Genomic DNA, 21,952 nt, shown 5'->3' with positions numbered 1-21,952 from the left:
TTCAGCCAACCAGACTACTAGGGTCATCACACATGAGTCTCACAATTGCGTCGGTCAACGTCAACGGCATCCGTGCCGCCACCAAAATCCGCAACGAGGACAACCCGGGCATGCTGGCCTGGCTCACCGAAACCTCGGCGGATGTGGTGCTTATGCAGGAGGTTCGCGCCACCGTCGACCAGGCGCGCGCGGCGTTGGCGCCCGCGCTCGAGGACGGGTGGCACCTCGCCGTCGCCCCCGCGGAGACCCCCGGTGCGAAGGGGCGCGCGGGTGTGGGCATCCTGTCTCGCACCCCGCTTAACGACGTCACCTTCGGCATCCCCAGTTTCGAAGATGCGGGACGTTTCATCGCTGCCACACTTTCCGACGGCACCCGCGTCGGCTCGCTGTACCTGCCGTCGGGTTCCGCCGACACCCCGAAGCAGGACGAGAAGTACCGTTTCCTCGACGAGTTCGAACCGTTGCTTGAGCAGTGGGCGGACGAGTACCCGGACATGGTCATCGGCGGCGATTGGAACATCTGCCACCGCCGCGAGGACCTGAAGAACTGGAAGACCAACCGCAAGAAGTCGGGCTTTCTGCCGCACGAGCGCGCGTTCATGGACGCGGTGTTCGGCTGCTTCCCGGACGAGGAAGCCCAGGACTTGGACGTCAAGGCCGATGCTGTGTGGGCGGGGGCTGTGGAGTACGTGTCCGAGGGCCGTCGAGAAGCAAATTGCTCCCCGAAGTGGTTCGACGTGGCGCGCAGGCTGCACCCGGACGACGCGCCGTACACCTGGTGGACGTTCCGCGGGCAGGCCTTCAACAACGACGCGGGGTGGCGCATCGACGTGCAGGCTGCGACCGCGAACATGCTCGAGCGCGCCGAGCGGACCTGGGTGGACAAGGCGCCGACGGTGGAGCAGCGGTGGTCCGACCACTCGCCACTTTTGGTTGAATACCGCTAAATGCTGAACACCGTTCAAGGACGGGCTACACTGACACCTACTTGTGACGTGAACCACCAAGAACGGAGTCCAGTAATGACTGACATCCTTGACATCGCACGCGAAAAGGCCCTGGAAAACGGCGAGGGCCTGAACCAGGAGGAGCTCGTCCAGATCCTCAACATCGAAGACGAGCGCTTGCCGGAACTGCTCGACCTGGCGCACCAGGTGCGCATCAAGCACTGCGGCGTGGACGTCTCCCTCGAGGGCATCATTTCCCTGAAGACGGGCGGCTGCCCCGAGGACTGCCACTTCTGCTCACAGTCCGGCCTGTTCGAATCCCCGGTGCGCGCCGTGACCCTGGACATCAACGAGCTGGTGGAGGCCGCCAAGCAGTCCGAGAAGATGGGCGCAAGCGAGTTTTGCATCGTCGCCGCCGTCAAGGGCCCGACCCAGCAGCTGCTCGACCAAGTCGCCGAGGCCGTCACCGCCATCCAGGACGAGGTGGACATCTCCATCTCGGCCTCCCTGGGCATCCTCACCCGTGACCAGGCCCGCCAGCTGGCCAAGATGGGCGTGTCGCGCTACAACCACAACTTCGAAACCGCCGAGTCCTTCTTCCCCAACGTGGTGACCACCCACACCTGGCAGGAGCGCAAGGACACCCTGGAAAACGTGCTGGCAGAGGGCATGGAAACCTGCTGCGGCGGCATCATCGGCCTGGGCGAGACCATCGAACAGCGCGCCGAATTTGCCACGCAGCTCGCGGAGATCCAGCCGCACGAGGTGCCGATGAACTTCCTCGACCCGCGCCCCGGCACGCCGTTCGCGGACCGTCCGCTGGTCCCGCAGGGCGAGGCGCTGCGCGCCGTCGCCGCGTTCCGCCTGGCCATGCCGTCCACCCAGTTGCGCTTCGCGGGTGGCACCGAGCTCGCGCTTGGCGACGACGGCACCGAAGCCGGCCTCATGGGCGGCGCCAACGCCATCATTGGCGGCAACTACTTGACCACCTTCGGCCGCCCTATGGAAAAGGACCGCGACGCCGTGGACCGCGTGATGGAAGGCGCGACCCCGGGCGTGAACCTGGGCATCACCCCGGTGGGCGAGAAGGCCAACTCCGGCCACGGCGTGCTCTACGACACCATCAAGTCGCTGTAAGTTCCGCTAGGTCCCGCTAGGTTTTCCGCGCATGAAGATTCCCGACAACACCGATCTCGCCGACGCCGTTTTGTCCGGCGAGATCGCCTGGCCGCTCGACCCGGCCCGCCCCTACGATGCCCCGCGCATCTGCCCGCTGTGCCAGCGCCGCATGGTGGTGAAGATTTCGCCGATGGCGTGGGAGGCCGCCTGCTCCCGCCACGGTCTGCTGCGCTCCGAGTGGGTGGAGCGGTAAGGGGCGTTAAAGGTCGAGGTGGATGCGGATAGCTTCGTCGAGTTCCATCATTTGGCGGGGAGAAAGCCGTCCCACTCGTCTGCCGACTCGCATGACCGATACTGAACGCATGAGTTCCGGCTGAGTTTTTGAGTCAACTCGAAGGCCGGACTCTTCGGCATCGACGTATGTCTGAAACGGGAAGACTCTCGAAGTGTTTGAGGTCAGCGGCACGGCGGTAATCATTCCGCCGTGTATCGCTGCGCCTTGATTCGCTGTGTCATTGCTGACGATCACGGCGGGCCGTGTCTTGTTGGCTTCCTGTCCGACCGCTGGTTCGAAATCAACGAGGCGGATTTCACCGCGAAGCATTGTCTAGCCCTTCATCAGCCAGCGAATCCCAAAGGGCAGCTTCTTTCTTCCATTCCGGGTCGGAGAAGCATTCCTCATACGCTCTAGCGAGTGATTCCCGCTGGAGGGCGAGGATCGCTTCGCGCATCCCCTCAGATCGAGAACGCAAATCCAACTCGGAAACGAGGTTATCCAGGGTTTGGAGTTCGTTCCGACCCAAACTCACACTGATTCTCGTACCGTTGTTCATACTCTGAATCGTACTTGTCGTGGTGCTGATTAGGAAGAGTTTCCTTGCGACGAGAAACGCGGCCCGGCAAGCAGCGTGAACCTCAGTGCGCTGCCGCGTCGGGCTGGCCGTGACTCTGGCCTAGATGCTTACTTCAGGATGCTTACCCCGCCTAGATGCTTACTCCAGGATGCTTACTTCTCGAGTGTGGTCGGCGGTTGTGGAGCGCGCCACTCGAGAAGTAAGCATCCTGGAGTAAGCATCCTCGGAATGGGGCCGGAACTGGGGCGGGAGCGGGGAGCGGCGGCGGGGCGGCGACCCGAGCCGTCAGCGCCAAGCGCGGGCGGCGGCGACGAACCCCTCGGCGAGTATTTCGCCGGTGCGGGTGAGATGGTCGTCGTGGCGCAGCAGCTCCGCTTCGACCGCGGCACCGTCGTGGCCGCCGTTCGCCGCCCACTGGCCGGCCACCTCCGGGGAGCACTCCGGGTGGAACTGCACCGAGACGATCGACCCCAGCCGCATGGCCTGAATCGGGCAGCGCTCGCTGGATGCCAGCAGTGTCGCGCCGGGTGGCAGCGTCACTACCGCGTCGTGGTGGGACTGCTCGACCACCAGGGATGGACCGATTGGGCCGAGCAGGGGATCGTCCACGCCGGCGTCGGTCAACGTCACCGGGGTGGCGCCTTCCTCGTCTTGCATAGCTAGGCCGACGGAAACTTCGCCGCCGAAACAGTCGGCGATGATCTGGTGTCCCAAACAAATGCCGAGGACGGGCGTGCCCGATTCAAAGGCGCTGTGCAGCAGCTCGTGCACCGCCGGTAGCCACGGCGACGCGTGCGTGTCCAGCGCATCTGCGCGTCCACCGAGGAGGATGAGGGGGTCGCCGGAGGCGTCCATAGGCAATGGCTCCCCGAGATCGACGGTGCGCAGGGTGGCGCCGGCGCGCTCGAGCCACGGGCCGAGGCGTTGCAGTGGCGCGAACGAATCGGGCTGCAGAACGGTGATGCGCATGGCTAGAGGTCGAAGGATGCTGCGCGGAGAATGTCCGGCGTAATGGGAACCTTGCCTTTTCCTTCCTTATCGCGCTTCACGATGAGCTTGGCCGCGGCGATCTGGCTCCGGGAAAACTCCGGCTTCGGAGACTGAATTTCTCTAGCTTTGGATCGGGCTGTCATCGCTGCTCCTCAAAAGGCGTGTTGGGATTTCGGAACACGGCGGTCAAGATCGCGTCGATTACCTCGTGCTGGTCGGCAGGGATTTCCGACTGCCTGTCGATGGAATCGAGAATAGCAATCCCCGCCTCAACTTCACGCTCGCTCGAGGCGTTGCACATGTCAGTCGCCCAGCGAAGCATCGTGTGCCACTCCTTAACACGGTCCAGCTTTTGCGAGTTATCGAGTGTTTGCGAAACCCCGAGCCAAGCAATGCAAGCAGCTCCAAGAGGCCCGATGATGCGAGACGCGAAGTCGAGCACCATCCAGGCTTCTTCGGCCGAACGTGTTGCATTACTGACAGCAAATCCGAGAGAAACAGCAACTGCGAGCGCTGTAAGCAACCAAGGTCTGTCTGATTTTGTAAGAGCCAACGTGTACTCCTTCTGTGGACGGCATTAAAGAGTTAGACGCGCCCGCACCGCCACCGGTTCCCTCCCCGCACCGGCCCACTACTATGAACCCCATGCAACGCGTGCTTTCCGGAATCCAGCCCACCGCCGACTCCTACCACCTGGGTAATTACCTCGGTGCGCTGAAGCAGTGGATCGACTTGCAGGACGGCTACGACGCCTTCTACTTCATCCCGGACCTGCACGCCATCACCGTGGACCAGGACCCCGAGGAGCTGCGCCACCGCACCCTCGCCGGCTGCGCCCAGCTGATCGCACTCGGCATCGACCCGGAGCGCTCGACCCTGTTCGTGCAGTCGCACGTGCCCGAGCACGCCGAGCTGACCTGGGTGCTGCAGTGCCTGACCGGCTTCGGCGAGGCCAGCCGCATGACGCAGTTCAAGGACAAGTCCGCCAAGCAGGGCCAGGACCGCACCTCCGTGGGCCTGTTCACCTACCCGGTGCTCATGGCCGCGGACATCCTCCTGTACTCCCCGCAGCTCGTGCCGGTGGGCGAGGACCAGCGCCAGCACCTGGAGCTGACCCGCACGCTGGCGGAGCGCTTCAACTCCCGCTATGGCAAGACCTTCACCGTGCCGGAGGGCATGATCGTCGAGGGCGCGGCGAAGATCTACGACCTGCAGGACCCCACCTCCAAGATGTCCAAGTCGGGCGCGAACCCGAAGGGCATTGTCAACCTGCTCGACGAGCCGAAGACCTCCGCCAAGCGCATTCGCTCCGCCGTCACCGACAACGACGGCGTGATCGCGTTTGATAAGGAAAACAAGCCGGGCGTGTCCAACCTGCTGGTCATCCAGTCCGCGCTGACCGGCAAGCCGATCGACGACATCGTCGCAGGCTACGAGGGTCAGGGCTACGGTGCGCTCAAGGTCGACACCGCAGAAGCACTCGAAAGCTTTACGACGCCACTGCGCGCACGTTTCGACGAACTCATGTCCGACCGCGCAGAACTCGAATCCATCTTGGCCCGCGGCGCCGAGCGTGCCCGCGAGGTCGCGGCCCCGCTGCTGGCGGACGTGTACGACAAGGTCGGCTTCCTCGCCCCGAAGCGCTAGGTCCGCACCTCGCGTCACCGTCGCACAGCCTCCTCTACGATGTGTTTGGTAAATGACACATAGTTGAAGGGACGTCGATGGCTACCTCGACCGCGCCGCGCAAGGCGTACACCGACGAACACGGCATTGAGCGCGCCTCGAAGCAGCAGCAGGGCGGCTTTGAGGCGAAGGTGGAGAAGAAGTCTCCCGCCGCCGGCCACGTGCTGCGCATGAACGACCGCTTCGGGGCGCAAGGCGGCAACCAGATGGCCGCCGGCATCACCTACTTCTCGGTGCTGGCGCTGTTCCCGCTGCTGATGCTGGTCTTCGCAGGACTCGGCTTCTTCCTCAACGCCCGCCCGGATCTGATGGATGACATCCAAAATCAGATCGCCAACTCCCTGGACGGGGATCTGGGCGACATGGTCAACGAGCTGGTCGAGACCGCCATCGACCAGCGCGGCGCCGTGGCCGGCATCGGCTTGCTCACCACCCTGTGGTCCGGCCTGGGCTGGATGAACAACCTGCGCGTCGGCGTGTCCGCGATGTGGAAGGTGGACGCGAATGAGGGCGGCAACTTCGTGACCAAGAAGCTCGCGGACCTGGTCGGTCTGATCGTGCTGATCGTGCTGTTCCTGGTCGCCACGTCGGTGACCGCGGTGGGCCTGTCCAGCTGGACCAGCACCGCCATGGACCGCCTGGGCATCGGCGACTTCCCGGGTTCCCGCGCGGTGGTGTGGCTCGTCGGCTTCCTGGTCAGCGTGCTGGCCAGCTTCCTGGTCATGCTGTGGGTGAACATGTACATGCCTCGCACGAAGGTGCCGGCGAAGTCCGGTTTGAAGGGCGCGCTGCTCGGCGCGGTCATCTTCGCCATCCTGCAGCAGTTCGCCGGCCTGGTCATTTCCTCGGCCACCGGTAGCCCGGCGGGTGCGATCTTCGGCCCGATCATCACCCTGATGGTCATGCTGTACTTGGTCTGGCGCGTGGTGCTCTACGTCGCGGCGTGGACTGCCACCACCGACGAGTCGCTCGCGATGGCGCCGGCGGAGGTGCCGGAGCCGGCCGTGATCAACGTCCGCGCGGGCGCGGTTCGCGGCAGGGAGGAGTCCAAGCCGTCGGGCAAGGCGCTGGGCGTCGGCGCGGCGCTGGGCGCTATCGGCGTCGGCGTGGTTTCTCTGCTGTCCCGAGACTAAACGCGGTGGCCAGCGCCGCAAGCGCGAGCACGGCCGCCAAAATCAGGTAGGACCACCAGCGGTTCCAGGTCGTCTCCTCCCCAGCCTGCTCAGGCGCAGGTGCGGGGGTGGGGGCGGCCGTTGTCGTTTCGGGGGCCTTTTCAGCGAGGGGCTCAAGCTTTGCGACGGAGCTTCGCACCCCATACGCCTCGTGCAGAAGCATCTGCGCCTGCTCCCAGGGGCGGTGGTCGTAGGCCGACGTGTCCAGCACAACCGCCACGAGACGGCGGCCCTCGTGGTTCACGGCGCCGACGAACGTGTGGTTCGCGTCGTCGGTGTAGCCGGTCTTACCACCGATGCCGTCCGGGTCGTTGAGGTAGAGCTGGTTGTCGTTCCACAGCTCGAACGGCGGCAGGTCTTCGAAGCCGGGGAAGGTGGTGTGCTCCGTGTCCACGATGCGGGTGAAGGTGGGGTCGGCAAACGCCGCGGTGTAGGCCAGGCCCATGTCCCAGGCGGAGGTGGACATGCCAGCGCCGTCTAGGCCGGAATACGACGTCGCGCGGGTGTCCGACATGCCGAGCTTCTTGGCCAGCGCATTGACCTTGCCCAGCGCCAGCTCGTCGCCGCCGAGGGCCTGGGCGAGCGCGTGTGCGCAGTCGTTGCCCGAGGACAGCAGCAGGCCGGTGAGCAGGTCTTCGACGGTGTAGTCGCCGCCCTCGCCGATGCCGGCGGCGGAGCCTTCCTGGCCGGCGGATTCCGCGGAGACCGGGACCTTCTGGTCCAGCGGCAGCTCGTCGATCACGGTCAGCGCGAGCAGCACCTTGATGATGGAGGCGGGCCGGTAGCGCCCGTGCGGGTCCTTCATCGCCACCACGTCGCCGGAATCTAGGTCGGCCACCAGCCAGGAGGAGGCGACCACGCCGTCGGGGACCTGGTAGCCGTCGGCTGCGGTTATGCCGCAGGGGCCGTCGAAAAGCACGGGCAGCGGGGAAGGGGAGGACGCGGCGCGCTCGGAGGTGGACACCGGCTCCGGCGGCCAGGTGGCCTGCGGGCAGTTGTCGGTGTCGGGGGCGCGGCCGCGGCTGGGCGGGACCCAGTTGCCGCCCTCGTCGTAGTAGCCGACGGTCGGGCCGGCCGAGGAGGTGGCTTCGGTCGGGGTTTCGGCGTCTTGGGCGTGAGCTGCCGTCGCAAAGCAAAAGCTCAATGCTGTGGCAGCTGCGAGCGCACGCTTCATCTAGGAATCCTTCTGGTCGTAGCGGGCCGCGAGCCGCTCGATGAGCTCGTCGGTGAGGGCCTCGTCTGAGAGAATGATATCCAGCATGTCGGCGTGCATCGCCTCCGTCTCGGCCGGGTCCGGCTCCTCCGCGGCCTCGTCCTCGTAGGAATCGCCGGCCAAATCCACGCCGATGCTGTCGAAGAGGCTCTCGTCTTCCGCCGCGCCCTGCGGCGTGGTGCCCACGGCCTCCGCCAGCACCTCGGCGTCGATGGCGGGGAACTGGGTAGTGAACTCGGTGAGGAAATCGTCCGCGTCGCTGACCGCCTCCGCCGGGCGCTTGCCCTTGCGGATCTCCGACTCGATGCGGCGCTGCAGCGCCTTCTCCATCTGCCGGTGGCGCCAAGAGCGCACACGGGTGGGCTCAAGCTCGCGGGCCACCGCGCGCGACTTGTTCTCCGCCTTCTTGGCCAGGTGCGCGACTTGCGTGGCCGTCATGTTCACCGTGGCGTTCACGGGCGCGAACTCGGAGTCGGTGGAAACGCGCCAGTTGCCCCAGTAGCCGGCGAGGAACAGCGCGAAACTGACCACAGGGCCGATGACCATGCCGAGCGCGAGGAAGCCGGTGGCGTTGCTCACCAACATGATCACTGCGCACGCCACCGCCGGGATGACGGTGGGTTGGTTGCCGCCGAACACGCTGGGTTCGCGGCCCGTGACTACGTCGCGGATCATGCCGCCGCCGGTGGCGGTGAACACGCCCATCATGATCGTGGGCAAAACCGGCAGGCCGTACTGGATGGCCTTGGAGGCGCCGGTGGCCGCCCACAGGGAGGACACCAGCGCGTCGCCGTGGGACTGCAAAAGCTCCCACGCTTTGCCTTTGAAGTAGGTGAACCGGGCGATCAGCGCGCCGGTGAACGCCAGGATGAGGTACTCCGGCTGGCTCATCGCGGCGACGGTGCCCTGGTTGATCAGCACGTCGCGCAGCATGCCGCCGCCGAGGGCGGAGAGCATTGCGATGAAGAAGAAGCCCACGATGTCGTAGCCGAGCTGGCGGGCCAGGGTGCCGCCGATGATGCCCATCAGTAGCACGCCGGAGATGTCCATCCAGTGATAGATGGAGCTGATGAGGGGGTCGACCTGGTCCACTGCCATAGCTGGAAATTGTAAAGGTGGCACGTTTCGCCGGCATGTCGGGATGCCCAGGGGCAACGGCGAAGCGGTTTAGAACTTGGAGAAACGCTTGATCAGCTGGTTTTCCATTTCGGTCCACGCCTCCGCCTTGTCGGTGAACGGCGCGGACGGCACGTAGCCCGCGGCGCGGGTGGAGCCGAGCATGTACGCTAGGTAGTCCTGCATGCGCGGGTTGGCCAAAAGCAGGGAGTTCAGCGAGTCGTCCTGCGCCCAGTCCGCGGCATCCGCGAGCAGCTCGTAAGCCTTGGACATCTGTGCGGTGTCCACCGCGTCGGTGCCCTTGTTGATGTCGGCTGCGATGCCGTTGAAGGAGTAGGAGTTGTCCGGGTGGACCTCCACCTTCAGCTCGCCGGCGTTGGCGGTGTCGATGAGGTCCTGCCAGGTGGACACGCCAGCCAGGTCGTGGTCGTCGTTTTCCAGGATCCAGCGGCCCAGGTGCTTGGTGGACGGGAAGGTGATGATCTCGCCGTACTTGCCCAAGAACACCGGGGCGCCGCGCAGGTAGGTGCGCAGCGTGTACACGCTCTGGCCCTGGATGGAGATCTTCACCGGGTCGATGCCGGCGCGGCCCCACGCGGAGGAGTCGTACGGGTCTTCCGCGGCAGCGCGGGCCTCCTCGTCCGCGCGCGCCTGCTCGGCGGCAGCGGCGCGGGCTTCGGTGGCGGCGGCAATAGCGGTGCCGGCGGCTGCGACGCGCTGGGCATCGAGCTCCTGCGTATCGACGACACGGACAGACTCATCCAACGACTTGACCACATTCTCCCAGTTCGCCAGCACAACACGGCCGACGCCGGACCACTCGGACAGGCCGTTTTCGCCTGCGTAGTGGTCGGAGCCGCGGCTGACGTTGCCCAGGATGGAGTGGGAGGCGAAGAAAATCTGCGCCTGCTCCGCGGAGGCGACGTCCGCCAGGGAGCGGGAGATCTGGAACACGCGCGACAGGCGCGAGACGTTTTCGTGGCTCGGGCGGCCGGCCAGGAACTCGGGTGCGCCGATGATGTCGAAGTACTGCTTGTCGTTGGGCACCACGCGGTCGTCGCCCTGGGCCTGGAACTCCTGCCACTTTGGGTGGTCCGCCAGGTCGTGGGCGTTGGTCGTTTCCAGGTAGGCCAGGAGCTCCTCGGGGGAGTGGAAGGCCAGCACGGCTTGGTCGTCGCCGAGGAAGGCCTGCCACTCGCTGCCCTTTTCTTTCCAGGTCGGTGCCCACAGGGTGTAAAAGTCGCCCTCGGTGAGGGAGATCTTGACGGGGAGAATCGCGCGCGTAGTCATGCGGGAAACTTTAGCCGGTCGGCCTCCAGAATCCGCGGAAGGTCATGCCCAGATTTTCTGTGCGCACCGGGTTCAGCTGCACGGGGCTGCCCGCCTCGATCATCATCCCGTCTCCCGCGTACATGGCGGCGTGGCCGGACCACAGCACCAGATCCCCCGGCTGCAGCTCCTCGTACGAGACCTGCCGGCCCACGGTTTGGTCCGCGGCGACGCGCGGGATGTCCAGCCCCGCCTGCTTGTACGCCCAGGAGGTTAGGCCGGAGCAGTCGAACCCGCCGGGTGCGGCCCCGCCCCACACGTACGGTGTGCCGATCTGGCTTTTCGCGGCTTCGACGGCGGCTGCGCCGACAGCGGATCCCGACTCTTGCGCCGGAGCAGGTTCCGGCGGCGGGGCGGCCGCTGCGGCAGGTTCCGGCGGTGGTGGCGGGGCGACGGCGGAGGCTGGCTTCACCTCCGGCGGCGCGGGCTGTGCAGCCGCCTTGGCCGGAGGCGCAACCAGGGAGGCCAGACGCTGCAGCTCCCCTCGCGCCTTCTCGGTTACAGGGCCGGGGCCGGGCATGATTCGGTTTTGAGCCGCAGCGGTCGCGGAGGAGAGCGTTTCCGCAACTTGCCGCAGGTCCTTCTCCAATGCGTTGAGCACCCGCATTGCGTCCCTGATGGCGTCGGCGATGAGCCCGGCCACGTACGCGGCGGCGCCGAGCAGGCTCGCCGGTGAGATCGCAATGGCGGGCATCGCAGCGGCTTTGCGGATGAGCTCCGCGCCGATGGTGGCTAACTCGAAGGCCGCGGTGCCGATTAGCACGCCTCCGCGCACGACGCCGTCGCTGATCGTTGCGCGGTAGTCCGCCAGGTCCGCCGCAGCACCCGTCCGGGAAGCGCCGGAGGCGTTCGCCACCGCAGCCAGCGGGTCGAAGTCCGTGAAATCCGGCATACGAAACCCCGGCAGCGTCGGCATGTCGAAGGGCAGCAGTTTCGCCAGCATGCTGGCTGTGCCGTGCGCATCCAGGCCAGCACTGGTTAAGGGGCCAGCGAAATCTAGTTTCAGAGAGCTCATAGCGTGGCCCCCAGCTTCTGGCAGGTGCAGGCGTCAACGGCCGCGGCGGCGTCGACCGCCAGGTCCATCGCCTCGGCGATGCGGTGGGCCTCGGCGCGCAGTGCCTCTGCATCAGTGTTGGCTTTGGCGATGGACTCGCTCACCGCGGCACTGAATTCGCCGAGGGGCCAGGTGGCGGGCACAGAAACGTCGTGAAGCAATTGCAAACGTGCTGCGTCATCGCGCAGCGACTCGGTCATGGCGGATACGGCAGCGGAATCAATGTGGAAAACAGTCATGGCCATTGGACGCGAAAAACACCGCCCCGGTTCCCTCGGGGCGCAAAAAATTCCCGCGCCCCGCGGAGTGAACTAGCATGAGCCGCATGGATATCACGGTTGTCAACCACCCCCTTGCCGCGTCCCGCCTGACCATCATGCGCGACAAGCGCTCCAACAACGCGGCGTTCCGTGCGGCGCTGGCGGACCTGGGCGCGATGCTCATCTACGAAGCGGCGCGCGGCCTCGAGGTGGAGGAGTTCGACACCGAAACCCCCGTCGCCACCGCCCGCGGCGCGCGTCTTGCCACCCCGCCGATCATCGTGCCGATCATCCGCGCGGGCCTGGGCATGGTCGACCCGGCGCTGTCGATGATCCCGGACGCGCAGGTGGGCTTCATCGGGCTTGCGCGCGACGAAACTACCCACGAGCCGGTGCCCTACCTGGAGGCCCTGCCGCAGGACCTGTCGGGCCAGCCCGTGTTCCTGGTGGATCCGATGCTGGCCACCGGCGGCTCGTTGCTGCACGCCATTGACCTGCTGGTTGAGCGCGGCGCGGACGACATCACGTGCATTTGCATGGTTTCTGCGCAGCCGGGCGTAGACAGGCTGGAGGCCCACGGCGGACCGGTGCGCCTGGTCACCGCCACCATCGACCCGTCGCTCAACGAGGACGCCTACATCGTCCCTGGTCTGGGCGACGCGGGCGATCGTCTCTACGGCCCGCGCAACATCGAGCTTTAAGCTTGTCGACGTTCCTCCGGTAGCGCCGCCGTCAATCCCGCGCTACATTGCGTGGCGTAACTGGTTGACCGCTTTGGGGAGCGCCGACGTAAACGGGGGAAAGACCATGGGGGAAGTACTGCCGCAATCGCACTGGGCGAGCTACGCACTCGGGCTGGGGGAGCGCGTGCGCGCCATCCGGCTCATGCGGGGGCTGAGCCAAACGCGCCTGGCGGAGCTGGCGGGCGTGTCGCGCTCGCTGATCTCGAATCTGGAGCGCAACGACTACAACTCCAAGGTGGCCGACCCCACCTTGAGCACGTGCTACCGGCTCGCCTCCGCGCTGCAGGTGCCGCCGGCGGCGCTGCTGCCCGGCGCGGCGGAAAACGTCGAGGGCTGTTTCCTGATGTCTGAGGCGTCTGGGGTGGATGCCCCGGCGCCGATCAGGTTCCAGTGGCCGCGCAGCGCGCAGGACACCGCCCGGTTCCACGACACGTACCTGCGCCGCGGCGCGCCGCAGGGTACGCCGGCGTTCTAGCGGCCCGTGGCGGCTTCGACGTCCGCTTCGTTTACGCCTTCGTCGGCCATCTCCGTGCGGGCCTCTTGGGTGTAGTCGGTCTCATGTGAGCCACCGGAACAACATCTTCCGCACCGCTTTGTCTACTTTGCGGCAGGTGCGCGTACACTCTTGTCAGCAAAACCCGATAACCGAAGATGACAAAAAGGGGAGCGCACGTGGATAACGCCGGTATCGCCGCTGCGGTGGATCGCTGGTTCAGCGAAAACCAGGAACGCGTGATCGGCTGGCGCCGCCACATCCACTCCCACCCGGAGCTGTCCAACGAGGAGGTCTCCACCACCGATTTTCTGGCGGAGACGCTGGAGAGCTACGGCTTGCACCCGGTGCGTTTCCCGGGCACCGGCTTGTACGTGGACTTAGGCCCCGCGGAGGGCAAGCGCCTGGCGTTTCGGGCGGACATCGACGCGCTTCGCGTGCCTGAACAGACGGGGTTGAGCTTCGCGTCCTCAAACCCGAGCGTGTCCCACTCCTGCGGCCACGACATCCACACCTCCGTCGCCCTGGCACTCGCCTGCGCGCTGTCCACGGTGGAGCTGGAGCACCCGGTGCGCATCATCTTCCAGCCCGCCGAGGAAGTCATGGGCGGCGGCGCCCTGGACGTCATTAAGTGGGGCGCGCTCGAGGGCGTCGGGGCCATCTACGCCGTGCACGCCGAGCCGCACATCAAGGTCGGCGAGATCGGTGTGCGCACCGGTGCGATCACCTCGGCGTCCGACGTAATCCGCATCGAGGTCCACGGCCCCGGCGGGCACACTTCGCGCCCGCAACTGACCGCGGACGTGGTCTACGCCATGGGTGCGCTGATCACCCAGCTGCCGGGGCTGTTGTCACGCCGGGTGGACCCGCGCACGGGAACGGTGCTGGTGTTCGGGCATGCGGAGGCGGGCGACGCCGCCAACGCGATTCCGAAGCGGGGCCTTATCGAGGGCACGCTGCGCACCGCAGACATCACCACCTGGCGCGAGATCGAGGACCTGCTCACGGACCTCATCGACCTGGTTGTCGCGCCGACGGGCTGCACCTACCACCTGGACTACATCCGTGGGGTGCCGCCTGTGCTTAACGACGATGCCGCGACAGCGCTGGCCGTCGAGGCAGCGCGCGCGGTGGACCCGCAGTCGGTGGTGTCCGCCCCGCAATCCAGCGGCGGGGAAGACTTCTCCTGGTACCTCGAGCACGTGCCTGGTGCGATGATGCGCCTTGGCGCCTGGAGCGGGGAGGGCAATTACCAGGATCTGCACCAGGGCAATTTAAACGTGGACGAGCGCGCGCTCGGCGTCGGCGTGCGCCTGTTCGGCTCCATCGTGGAGGAGTACTTCCGCCCGGGCGAAGAATAGAAGTTCTCTGGGTAGACTGTCTCCCAGTTTGGTTCCCTGTCACCCGACCCATGAGGAGTGCTGTTTTGTCCAAGAAGATCGTCATCATCGGTGGAGGCCCGGGCGGCTACGAGGCTGCGCTGATGGCGTCCAAGTACGGTGCGGACATCACCATTGTCGAGGACAGCGGCGCGGGCGGCTCAGCGATCCGGAAGGACGTCGTGCCGTCGAAAAGCTTCATTGCGGGCGCGAACATTAAGAACGACCTGCGCCGCGCGGACGACATGGGACTGAGCCACGCACTCGGGGATTCGAAGCTGTCGCTGCTGGCGCTCAATGAGCGCGTGAAGTCGCTCGCCGGCAAGCAGTCGGACGACATCCGCGCCCAGCTTGAGCAGGGCGGCGTGCGCTTCATCGAAGGCCGCGCCCGGTTTGCGGACGAGCAGAAGGGCCACACCACCCACAACATCGAGGTCGAGGCCGCGGACGGGTCGACGGAGACCATCACCTGCAACATGGTGCTCGTGAGCGTCGGCGCGAGCCCGCGCGTGCTCAAGGGCGCGGAGCCGGACGGCGAACGCATCCTGAACTGGCGCCAGATGTACGACCTGAAGGACCTGCCCACCCACCTGATCGTGGTCGGCTCCGGCGTGACCGGCGCGGAGTTCGTCTCCGCGTTCGCCGAGCTCGGCGTGAAGGTGACCATGGTGGCCTCGCGCGACCGCATTCTGCCTCACGACGACGCCGACGCCGCCGATGTGCTCGAGGACGTGCTGGCGGACCGCGGCGTGCAGCTGGAAAAGGACGCCCGCGTGGAGCGCGTGGAAAATACCGGCGAAGGCGTGGTCGTGCACACCACCGACGGCCGCGCCATCGAGGGCTCGCACGTGATGATGTCCATCGGTTCCATCCCGAACACCGCCGAGCTCAACCTGGAGGCCGCCGGCGTGGAGGTCACCCCGTCCGGCCACATCCACGTCGACCGCGTCTCCCGCACCAACGTCGCCGGCATCTACGCCGCCGGCGACTGCACGGACCTGATGCCGCTGGCGTCCGTGGCCGCGCAGCAGGGCCGCATCGCCGTGGACCACGCGCTCGGCGAAGGTGTCACCCCGATCCGCCTGAAGACCGTGGGCAACGCCGTGTTCACCCGCCCGGAGATCGCCGCAGTCGGCGTGACGGAGCAGCAGATCCGCGACGGCGAGGTCGACGCCGACATCTACAAGCTGCCGCTGGCGACCAACCCGCGCGCGAAGATGCGCTCGCTGCAGTACGGCTTTGTCAAGATCTTCGCCCGCAAGGGCTCCGGCCAGGTGCTCGGCGGCGTGATCGTCGCGCCCACCGCCTCCGAGCTGATCCTGTCGCTGACCATCGCCGTGGCCAACAACCTCACTGTGCGCCAGCTCGCCGGCTCCATGGCGGTCTACCCGTCGCTATCCGGCTCCATTACCGAGGCCGCGCGCCGCCTGGTCACCAAGACCGATCTGGACTAGTTGACTTGGCTCTGTGATCCCTTCCGGAACTTGAATTTGTCTCCGGAGGGTTAGAGTTACGTGTCATAATGTTGGCATGAAGCTGTCTAAAACCTTATTTGCTGCTGGTTTGAGTGCCATCTTGATAGCCGGGTCAATAAGCGACCGTGCAGCCGCTGAGCAAGCTGAACCGGGTTGGGGATTCGTCGATATTTCCGATGATTCCACGGAGGGCCGTGGCATTGATGCCGGGAATCCCGGCGAATCCATCACTTTTGTGAACCCAACCGAATTTGAATTGTTTTGCTACGTATTCGGTGGACCGTCACATTTGGTCAAACCAGCTTATGACGTTTGGCTTCAAGACAGTTCAAGTCGTGAAGATGCAGAAGCCGAGGTTGACCGCGTCAGTTCACGACTCCGCCGCGCTGTTGCAGATCAGGTCGGGGGGATGACAAATGGCTCGCAAGACTACATCGCACCCGGGGAAGAAATCGAGTTCGATCTGAGTTTCGGTATGAAGCCAGGGTGGGGGATGTTGCTGACCTGTCGGCCCAAGAATAGCGGTGTAGGGACGGTGTTGGTTGGGTATGGCGAAGTTCAAAAAGACTATTCCCTTAAATCAACCGTTCCCAATGTAGACCGAAAGTTTCCAACTCCACCCACAACCCCTGTGGAAACGATCACGGTGACGGCACCGGTCAAGACGACCACGGTGACCGCACCGGTCAAGACGACTACGGTGACCGCGCCTGCTGAGACGACCACGGTGACCGCACCGGTCAAGACGACTACGGTGACCGCGCCTGCTGAGACGACCACGGTGACCGCACCGGTCAAGACGACTACGGTGACCGCCCCGGCTGAAACGACTACGGTGACGGCTCCGGCCGAGACCGTTCAGGAAACTGTCACCACGACAGCAACCCTAACGGCGTCGGGCGGAGATGGATCTTCAAGTGGGTCCGCGATTGGGTGGATTATCGGCTTGTTGTTGGCGTTCGGTCTGGGTGGGGCAGCGGGCTTTGCAGCCCAAAATCTCCCAAATCTGCCTTTCTAACTCTGGACTAGTACTCCGGGAACGCCCGCTGCGGACACTCCGTCCGCGGGCAGGTGGCGCACCCGGGCCCGATCGGGGTGGCGGACGCCGGGTCCACGTCCAGACCGTCGGCGTAGACCAGCTCGTGGGCGTGCACCGCGTCGCAGCCCAGCGCCACCGCGTGCTCCCGCCTCGGAAATCCGAACCCGACCGCCGGCCCCTGCACCATCCGCGCCACCCACAGCTGCGTGCGACCGTCCGGGGTGGTGGAGACCTGCCTGGTCACCCGGTTCGGCGTCTCAAAGGCGCGGTGCACCACCCACAGCGGGCACGTCGCGCCCGAGCGCGAGAAGTGGAACCCCGCCGTGACCTGGCGCTTGGACACGTTGCCCGCGCGGTCGGTGCGGATGAACACGAACGGCACCGCCTTCGCGCCGGGCCGCTGCAGGGTGCCTAGGCGCTGACAGGTGGATTCGAAGCCGGTGCCGAAGCGGGCGGAGACCACGTCGATGTCGTAGCGCGTCTCCTTCGCCGCGGCGAGCACTTCCGCGTACGGCATGGTCACGGCGGCGGCGTAGTACTGCGCCAAGCCGTGGGTGGTGACGTTGCGGGCCGGAGGGTCGTCGATAGGCGATGTGAGCTCTTGGATCTCCCGGTCGTGCGCGAGCGTGCCGTAGTGGTAGGCGAGCTCGAAGCACTGTTGCGCTTCAGTCAGCCCAGCCCGCAGGCGGATTTCGCGGGGCTGCCTATCGACGGCACTTCGCCCCCGAACGTCCTGGTTGAAGCGCACCGGGTAGCCGAAGTCCCTATCCAGCGCCGCGGCCAGGCGCGTTAAGCGCATCTGGCGGCCGCCGAGGTGCTCCGCCAGCGACTCCGCGGCTGTGTCCAGTGTGTGGAAGTAATTGCCGTGGTCCTGGAAGAAGTTGCGCGTGGCCTCGTACGGGTTGGGGGAGCTGCCCTCCAGCCGAGCAGGGATGCCGCGCACCTTGTCCGCGATGGCCGGGTAGGCGCGGGCGAAGGCGGCGAGCTCGTGTTCGGGGGTGTCGGGGATGAGCTCCGCCAAGTCCGCGGCGGCGGCGCGCTCGGCCGCGCCGGAGAAGTACGCCGCGTCCACCCCGAAGGCGGCGGTCAGCTGCACGAGCACGCTGGCGGTCAGGGGGCGCTGGTTGTTTTCCAGCTGGTTGAGATAGCTGGGGGAGAGCTCGAGCGCCTTGGCCATCTCGGCTTGCGTGAGGCCGCGAGTGGTGCGCAGCGTGTGTATTTGTCCCCCCGCGTAGAGCTTCGCCATAGCCGCCTTTCCTCTCCAATTGCGCCGTTGTGCTGCTGACTTACAACACTTTGCAATATTGCTCGCTTTTGGACGCAAGAATACACACAAAAGACTATGACCCGCAACACATTTTCGGTCTTAGTATGAGGCACACCATCACGGTCGGTATTTGAAGGAGCCTCACGCATGATCAACCACGAAGTACGCACCCATAAGTCCGCCGAGGACTTTCCCATCGAAGAGCATCTGGCTTACAAGATCGCCAAGGTCGCAGTCGACCCGGTTGAGGTGCCGGAAGACACCCGCGAGATGATCATCAACCGCATCATCGACAACGCCTCCGTCGCCGTCGCCTCCTACAACCGCCGCCCCGTCGCCGTGGCCCGCGAAATGGCCAAGGCGCACCCCGCCGACAACAACGGCGCGCTCGTCTTCGGCGAGGACGGCACCTACTCCGCCGAGTGGGTCGCCTTCGCCAACGGCACCGCCGTGCGCGAGCTGGACTACCACGACACCTTCCTCGCCGCCGAGTACTCCCACCCGGGCGACAACATCCCGCCGATCCTCGCCGTCGCCCAGCACAAGGGCCTGGACGGCAAGGCCCTGATCCGCGGCATCGCCACCGGCTACGAAATCCAGGTCAACCTGGTCAAGGGCATCTGCCTCCACGAGTTCAAGATCGACCACGTGGCCCACCTCGGCCCGTCGGCAGCCGCAGGCATTGGCACCATGCTCGGCCTGGACGTGGACACCATCTACCAGGCCGTGGGCCAGGCGCTGCACACCACCACCGCCACCCGCCAGTCCCGCAAGGGCCTGATCTCCTCCTGGAAGGCCTCCGCGCCGGCATTCGCCGGCAAGATGGCCATCGAGGCCGTGGACCGCGCCATGCGCGGCGAGGGCGCGCCCGCCCCGATCTGGGAAGGCGAGGACGGGTTCATCGCCTGGATGCTGCACTCCCCGGAGCGCACCTACACCGTGCCCCTGCCAGCGGACGGCGAGGAAAAGCGCGCCATCTTGGACACCTACACCAAGGAGCACTCCGCCGAGTACCAGGCGCAGGCCCCGATCGACCTGGCCCGCCGCATGAAGCAGACCATCGCGGACGCCGGCAAGACCACCGCCGAGATCGAGTCCATCGTGCTGCACACCTCGCATCACACCCACTACGTCATCGGCACCGGCGCGAACGACCCGCAGAAGATGGACCCGGCCGCCTCCCGCGAGACGCTGGACCACTCGATCATGTACATGTTCGCAGTCGCGCTTGAAGACGGCGGCTGGCACCACGTGGACTCCTACACCCCGGAGCGGGCGAACCGCCCGGAGACCGTCGAACTGTGGCACAAGGTCTCCACCGTGGAGGACGAGGAGTGGACCCGCCGCTACCACTCAACCGACCCGGACGAGAAGGCCTTCGGCGCACGCGCCGTGATCACCTTCCAAGACGGCACCGTCATCGAGGACGAGATGGCTGTCGCGGACGCCCACCCATACGGCGCACGCCCGTTCGTCCGCGAGAACTACATTGCCAAGTTCCGGACGTTGGCCGAAGGCATCGTCGATAAGCAGGAGCAGGACCGCTTCCTCGCAGCGGTGCAGGACCTGGAAAACCTCACCGACCTGAGCGAGCTGAACATCCGCGTCAGCGACGCCACCCGCGCCGCCGCCGAGGAAATCCCGGGAGGCATCTTCTAATGTTCGCCCCCGAAAAGACCCCGAACGAGCGCCGCAAGGCACTGCGCGCGTCGCTTACCGACGCAACGATTACGACCCTGCCCGGAGCCTTCAACCCGCTGACGGCACGCCTTATCGAAGACATCGGCGCTTTTTCCGGCGTCTACGTCTCCGGCGCCGTGGTGGCCAACGACCTCGGCCTGCCGGACATCGGCCTGACCACCCTGTCCGAAGTGGCCAACCGAGGCGGCCAAATCGCCCGCGCCACCAACCTGCCCGTGCTCATCGACGCCGACACCGGCTTCGGCGAACCCATGTCCGCCGCCCGCACCGTCGCCGAGTTCGAAGCCGCGGGCCTGGCGGCGCTGCACCTGGAAGACCAGGTCAACCCGAAGCGCTGCGGCCACCTCGACGGCAAGGAAGTCGTGCCCACCGACCTGATGGTGCGCCGCATCACCGCCGCGGTGCGCGAGCGCCAGGACGACGACTTTGTCATCTGCGCGCGCACCGACGCCGCCGGCATCGAAGGCATCGACGAGGCCATCGAGCGCGCCAAGGCCTACGCGGACGCCGGCGCCGACCTCATCTTCACTGAGGCGCTTTATTCCGAGGCGGACTTTGCCAAGTTCCGTGAGGCCGTCGATACGCCCCTGCTGGCGAATATGACCGAGTTCGGCAAAACCGAGCTGCTCAGCGCCAAGCAGCTCGAAGACCTCGGTTACAACGCCGTGATCTGGCCGGTGACCACCTTCCGCATCGCGATGGGCCAGACCGAGGCGATGCTGCGCGACATGGCCGAAACCGGCACCCAGGTGCCGTGGCTGGACAAGATGCAGCACCGCTCCCGGCTCTACGAGCTGGTCCGCTACGACGAGTACAACCAGTTCGACCAGTCCGTCTTCACCTACTCCAAGGACACCTACAGCTCCACCTTTGAGAAGTAGGCCCCACCCACCCCCAACCCCAAAAGGAGAGATCCATCATGACCGAGCAAGACATCCGCAAGGGCCTCAACGGCGTCGTCGCAGACTACACCGCCGTGTCCAAAGTGAACCCGGAGACCAACTCGCTGCTCTACCGCGGCTACCCGGTCCAGGAGCTGGCAGAGCACTGCACCTTCGAGGAAGTGGCCTACCTGCTGTGGAACGGCGAGCTGCCCAACGACGAGCAGCTGGCGGAGTTCCGCGGCGGCTGCATGGAAAACCGCGACATCGACGAGAAGCTGATCCAGGTGATCAACTTCATGCCCAAGGACTGCCACCCGATGGACGTGCTGCGCACCGCTGTGTCCTACCTGGGCGCGGAGGACGCCGAGAAATTCACCCCGGATTCCGACCACCTGCGCGGCATCGGCCGCAAGCTGTTAGCCAAGCTGCCCACCATCGTGGCCACGGACATCCGCCGCCGCCAGGGCAAGGACTACATCGCGCCGAGCAAGGAGAAGGGCTTTTCCGAGAACTTCCTCTGGATGGTCTTCGGCGACGAGGAGAACTCGCCGGCGAACATCCCGTCCGACATCGAGGCGTTTGAGAAGACGATGATCCTCTACGCGGAGCACTCGTTTAACGCCTCCACCTTCACCGCCCGCACCATCGCCTCGACCATGTCGGACGGCTGGTCCGCCATCACCGGCGGCATCGGCGCGCTCAAGGGCCCGCTGCACGGCGGCGCCAACGAGTTCGTCATGCACCATATGGAGGAAATCGGTGACCCGGCCAAGGCGGAGCAGTGGTGCCTGGACAAGCTGAAGAACAAGGAGCTTGTCATGGGCTTCGGCCACCGCGTGTACAAGAAGGGCGACTCGCGCGTGCCCACCATGGAAGCTGCATTTAAGAAGCTGGCCGCGGAGCACCCGGAAAAGGATGCCCAGAAGTGGGTGGAGGTGTACGACATCATGGCCAAGACCATGTACGAAAACACCTCCATCAACATCCGCCCGAACCTGGACTTCCCGTCGGGCCCGGCGTACTACATCCTCGGCTTCGACATCGAGTTCTTTACCCCGCTGTTCGTGATGTCGCGTATCACCGGCTGGACCGCGCACATCATCGAGCAGTTTGAGAACAACTCGCTGATCCGCCCGCTGTCCGCCTACAACGGGCCGGAGGAGCGCCACATCGAGCGCTAAATCGCCTTTACCCCCGAAACGCGGGCAGTCGCTTGTCGACGGCCCGCGTT

The 21,952-nt window shown here is 65.7% G+C and carries 24 protein-coding genes; 13 read left to right on the top strand and 11 right to left on the bottom strand.

The genetic code is table 11. The annotated features are described in order from the left end of the window. Positions 1-32 precede the first annotated feature (32 nt). The 3 genes from MHY23_RS09090 (at position 33) to MHY23_RS09080 (ending at position 2,319) form a co-directional block, all read left to right on the top strand. A complete protein-coding gene (locus tag MHY23_RS09090; protein ID WP_239307279.1) occupies positions 33-947 on the top strand; it encodes an exodeoxyribonuclease III in 915 nt (304 codons plus the stop codon). Between the two features lie 75 nt (positions 948-1,022). Beyond that, positions 1,023-2,084: a biotin synthase BioB gene (bioB, locus tag MHY23_RS09085; protein ID WP_239307278.1), complete on the top strand. Its 1,062-nt coding sequence runs from the start codon at positions 1,023-1,025 to the stop codon at positions 2,082-2,084. Between the two features lie 31 nt (positions 2,085-2,115). Then, positions 2,116-2,319 carry a hypothetical protein gene (locus MHY23_RS09080; RefSeq protein ID WP_239307277.1) on the top strand — a complete coding sequence of 68 codons (204 nt, stop codon included), beginning with the start codon at positions 2,116-2,118 and terminating at the stop codon, positions 2,317-2,319. 6 nt (positions 2,320-2,325) lie between these two features. Here the strand turns inward: MHY23_RS09080 and MHY23_RS09075 are convergent, their stop codons facing one another. The 5 genes from MHY23_RS09075 to MHY23_RS09055 all read right to left on the bottom strand — a co-directional run bounded on the left by MHY23_RS09075 (position 2,326) and on the right by MHY23_RS09055 (position 4,463). Next, positions 2,326-2,670, bottom strand: coding sequence for a type II toxin-antitoxin system PemK/MazF family toxin (locus MHY23_RS09075; RefSeq protein ID WP_239307276.1), 345 nt, complete (start codon positions 2,668-2,670; stop codon positions 2,326-2,328). Next, on the bottom strand, positions 2,657-2,899 hold the full coding sequence (locus MHY23_RS09070) for a CopG family ribbon-helix-helix protein (protein WP_239307275.1): 243 nt from the start codon (positions 2,897-2,899) through the stop codon (positions 2,657-2,659). The genes MHY23_RS09075 and MHY23_RS09070 overlap by 14 nt, the downstream gene beginning before the upstream one ends. A 306-nt stretch (positions 2,900-3,205) precedes the next feature. Continuing rightward, positions 3,206-3,889: a type 1 glutamine amidotransferase gene (locus MHY23_RS09065; RefSeq protein ID WP_239307274.1), complete on the bottom strand. Its 684-nt coding sequence runs from the start codon at positions 3,887-3,889 to the stop codon at positions 3,206-3,208. Between the two features lie 2 nt (positions 3,890-3,891). Beyond that, the gene (locus MHY23_RS09060; RefSeq protein ID WP_101494221.1) at positions 3,892-4,053 is read right to left on the bottom strand and encodes an RNA helicase; all 162 of its coding nucleotides are present in this window, start codon (positions 4,051-4,053) and stop codon (positions 3,892-3,894) included. Then, entirely contained in the window at positions 4,050-4,463 is a 414-nt protein-coding gene (locus tag MHY23_RS09055; protein ID WP_143339012.1) for a hypothetical protein, read from the bottom strand. The genes MHY23_RS09060 and MHY23_RS09055 overlap by 4 nt, the downstream gene beginning before the upstream one ends. Before the next feature lie 83 nt (positions 4,464-4,546). Here MHY23_RS09055 and trpS point away from each other — a divergent pair, with 83 nt between their 5' ends. Then, on the top strand, positions 4,547-5,557 hold the full coding sequence (trpS, locus tag MHY23_RS09050; protein ID WP_181889904.1) for a tryptophan--tRNA ligase: 1,011 nt from the start codon (positions 4,547-4,549) through the stop codon (positions 5,555-5,557). A gap of 77 nt (positions 5,558-5,634) precedes the next feature. Continuing rightward, the gene (locus tag MHY23_RS09045; RefSeq protein WP_239307273.1) at positions 5,635-6,729 is read left to right on the top strand and encodes a YhjD/YihY/BrkB family envelope integrity protein; all 1,095 of its coding nucleotides are present in this window, start codon (positions 5,635-5,637) and stop codon (positions 6,727-6,729) included. Here the strand turns inward: MHY23_RS09045 and MHY23_RS09040 are convergent. The 5 genes from MHY23_RS09040 to MHY23_RS09020 all read right to left on the bottom strand — a co-directional run bounded on the left by MHY23_RS09040 (position 6,689) and on the right by MHY23_RS09020 (position 11,719). Then, positions 6,689-7,942 carry a D-alanyl-D-alanine carboxypeptidase family protein gene (locus tag MHY23_RS09040; protein ID WP_239307272.1) on the bottom strand — a complete coding sequence of 418 codons (1,254 nt, stop codon included), beginning with the start codon at positions 7,940-7,942 and terminating at the stop codon, positions 6,689-6,691. The genes MHY23_RS09045 and MHY23_RS09040 overlap by 41 nt on opposite strands. Further along, positions 7,943-9,079 carry a trimeric intracellular cation channel family protein gene (locus MHY23_RS09035; protein ID WP_239307271.1) on the bottom strand — a complete coding sequence of 379 codons (1,137 nt, stop codon included), beginning with the start codon at positions 9,077-9,079 and terminating at the stop codon, positions 7,943-7,945. Positions 9,080-9,148: 69 nt separating this feature from the next. Beyond that, positions 9,149-10,387, bottom strand: coding sequence for a hypothetical protein (locus MHY23_RS09030; protein WP_181889908.1), 1,239 nt, complete (start codon positions 10,385-10,387; stop codon positions 9,149-9,151). 10 nt (positions 10,388-10,397) lie between these two features. Further along, positions 10,398-11,441 carry a C40 family peptidase gene (locus tag MHY23_RS09025; RefSeq protein ID WP_239307270.1) on the bottom strand — a complete coding sequence of 348 codons (1,044 nt, stop codon included), beginning with the start codon at positions 11,439-11,441 and terminating at the stop codon, positions 10,398-10,400. Next, complete coding sequence (locus tag MHY23_RS09020) at positions 11,438-11,719, bottom strand: hypothetical protein (RefSeq protein ID WP_181889909.1); 282 nt, start codon at positions 11,717-11,719, stop codon at positions 11,438-11,440. The genes MHY23_RS09025 and MHY23_RS09020 overlap by 4 nt, the downstream gene beginning before the upstream one ends. 86 nt (positions 11,720-11,805) lie before the next feature. On the opposite strand from MHY23_RS09020, the gene upp reads away from it, so the two are divergent. The 5 genes from upp (at position 11,806) to MHY23_RS08995 (ending at position 16,848) form a co-directional block, all read left to right on the top strand. Further along, a complete protein-coding gene (gene upp, locus MHY23_RS09015) occupies positions 11,806-12,441 on the top strand; it encodes a uracil phosphoribosyltransferase (RefSeq protein ID WP_181889910.1) in 636 nt (211 codons plus the stop codon). 106 nt (positions 12,442-12,547) lie between these two features. Next, a complete protein-coding gene (locus MHY23_RS09010) occupies positions 12,548-12,958 on the top strand; it encodes a helix-turn-helix domain-containing protein (RefSeq protein WP_239307269.1) in 411 nt (136 codons plus the stop codon). 197 nt (positions 12,959-13,155) lie between these two features. Beyond that, entirely contained in the window at positions 13,156-14,337 is a 1,182-nt protein-coding gene (locus MHY23_RS09005) for an amidohydrolase (RefSeq protein ID WP_239307268.1), read from the top strand. A 65-nt stretch (positions 14,338-14,402) separates the two neighbouring features. Continuing rightward, positions 14,403-15,809 carry an NAD(P)H-quinone dehydrogenase gene (locus MHY23_RS09000; RefSeq protein WP_370645838.1) on the top strand — a complete coding sequence of 469 codons (1,407 nt, stop codon included), beginning with the start codon at positions 14,403-14,405 and terminating at the stop codon, positions 15,807-15,809. Between the two features lie 76 nt (positions 15,810-15,885). Further along, on the top strand, positions 15,886-16,848 hold the full coding sequence (locus MHY23_RS08995) for a hypothetical protein (RefSeq protein WP_239307266.1): 963 nt from the start codon (positions 15,886-15,888) through the stop codon (positions 16,846-16,848). Between the two features lie 7 nt (positions 16,849-16,855). Here the strand turns inward: MHY23_RS08995 and MHY23_RS08990 are convergent, their stop codons facing one another. Then, on the bottom strand, positions 16,856-18,115 hold the full coding sequence (locus MHY23_RS08990; protein WP_239307265.1) for a short-chain fatty acyl-CoA regulator family protein: 1,260 nt from the start codon (positions 18,113-18,115) through the stop codon (positions 16,856-16,858). 168 nt (positions 18,116-18,283) lie between these two features. On the opposite strand from MHY23_RS08990, the gene prpD reads away from it, so the two are divergent. From prpD to MHY23_RS08975, 3 genes are read left to right on the top strand one after another with little or no spacing between them, the layout of a single operon-like run. Next, a complete protein-coding gene (gene prpD, locus MHY23_RS08985) occupies positions 18,284-19,795 on the top strand; it encodes a 2-methylcitrate dehydratase PrpD (protein ID WP_239307264.1) in 1,512 nt (503 codons plus the stop codon). Beyond that, on the top strand, positions 19,795-20,718 hold the full coding sequence (prpB, locus tag MHY23_RS08980; protein WP_239307263.1) for a methylisocitrate lyase: 924 nt from the start codon (positions 19,795-19,797) through the stop codon (positions 20,716-20,718). The genes prpD and prpB overlap by 1 nt, the downstream gene beginning before the upstream one ends. 38 nt (positions 20,719-20,756) lie before the next feature. After that, positions 20,757-21,902, top strand: coding sequence for a bifunctional 2-methylcitrate synthase/citrate synthase (locus tag MHY23_RS08975; RefSeq protein WP_239307262.1), 1,146 nt, complete (start codon positions 20,757-20,759; stop codon positions 21,900-21,902). The last annotated feature ends 50 nt before the right edge of the window (positions 21,903-21,952 follow it).

Origin of the sequence: Corynebacterium sp. ACRQP, from assembly GCF_022345915.1 — a bacterium.
In the GTDB taxonomy this organism is placed as follows: domain Bacteria; phylum Actinomycetota; class Actinomycetes; order Mycobacteriales; family Mycobacteriaceae; genus Corynebacterium; species Corynebacterium lehmanniae.
The sequence above is the reverse complement of the archived record's forward strand: the minus strand, read 5'-3'. Positions and strand labels throughout refer to the sequence as shown.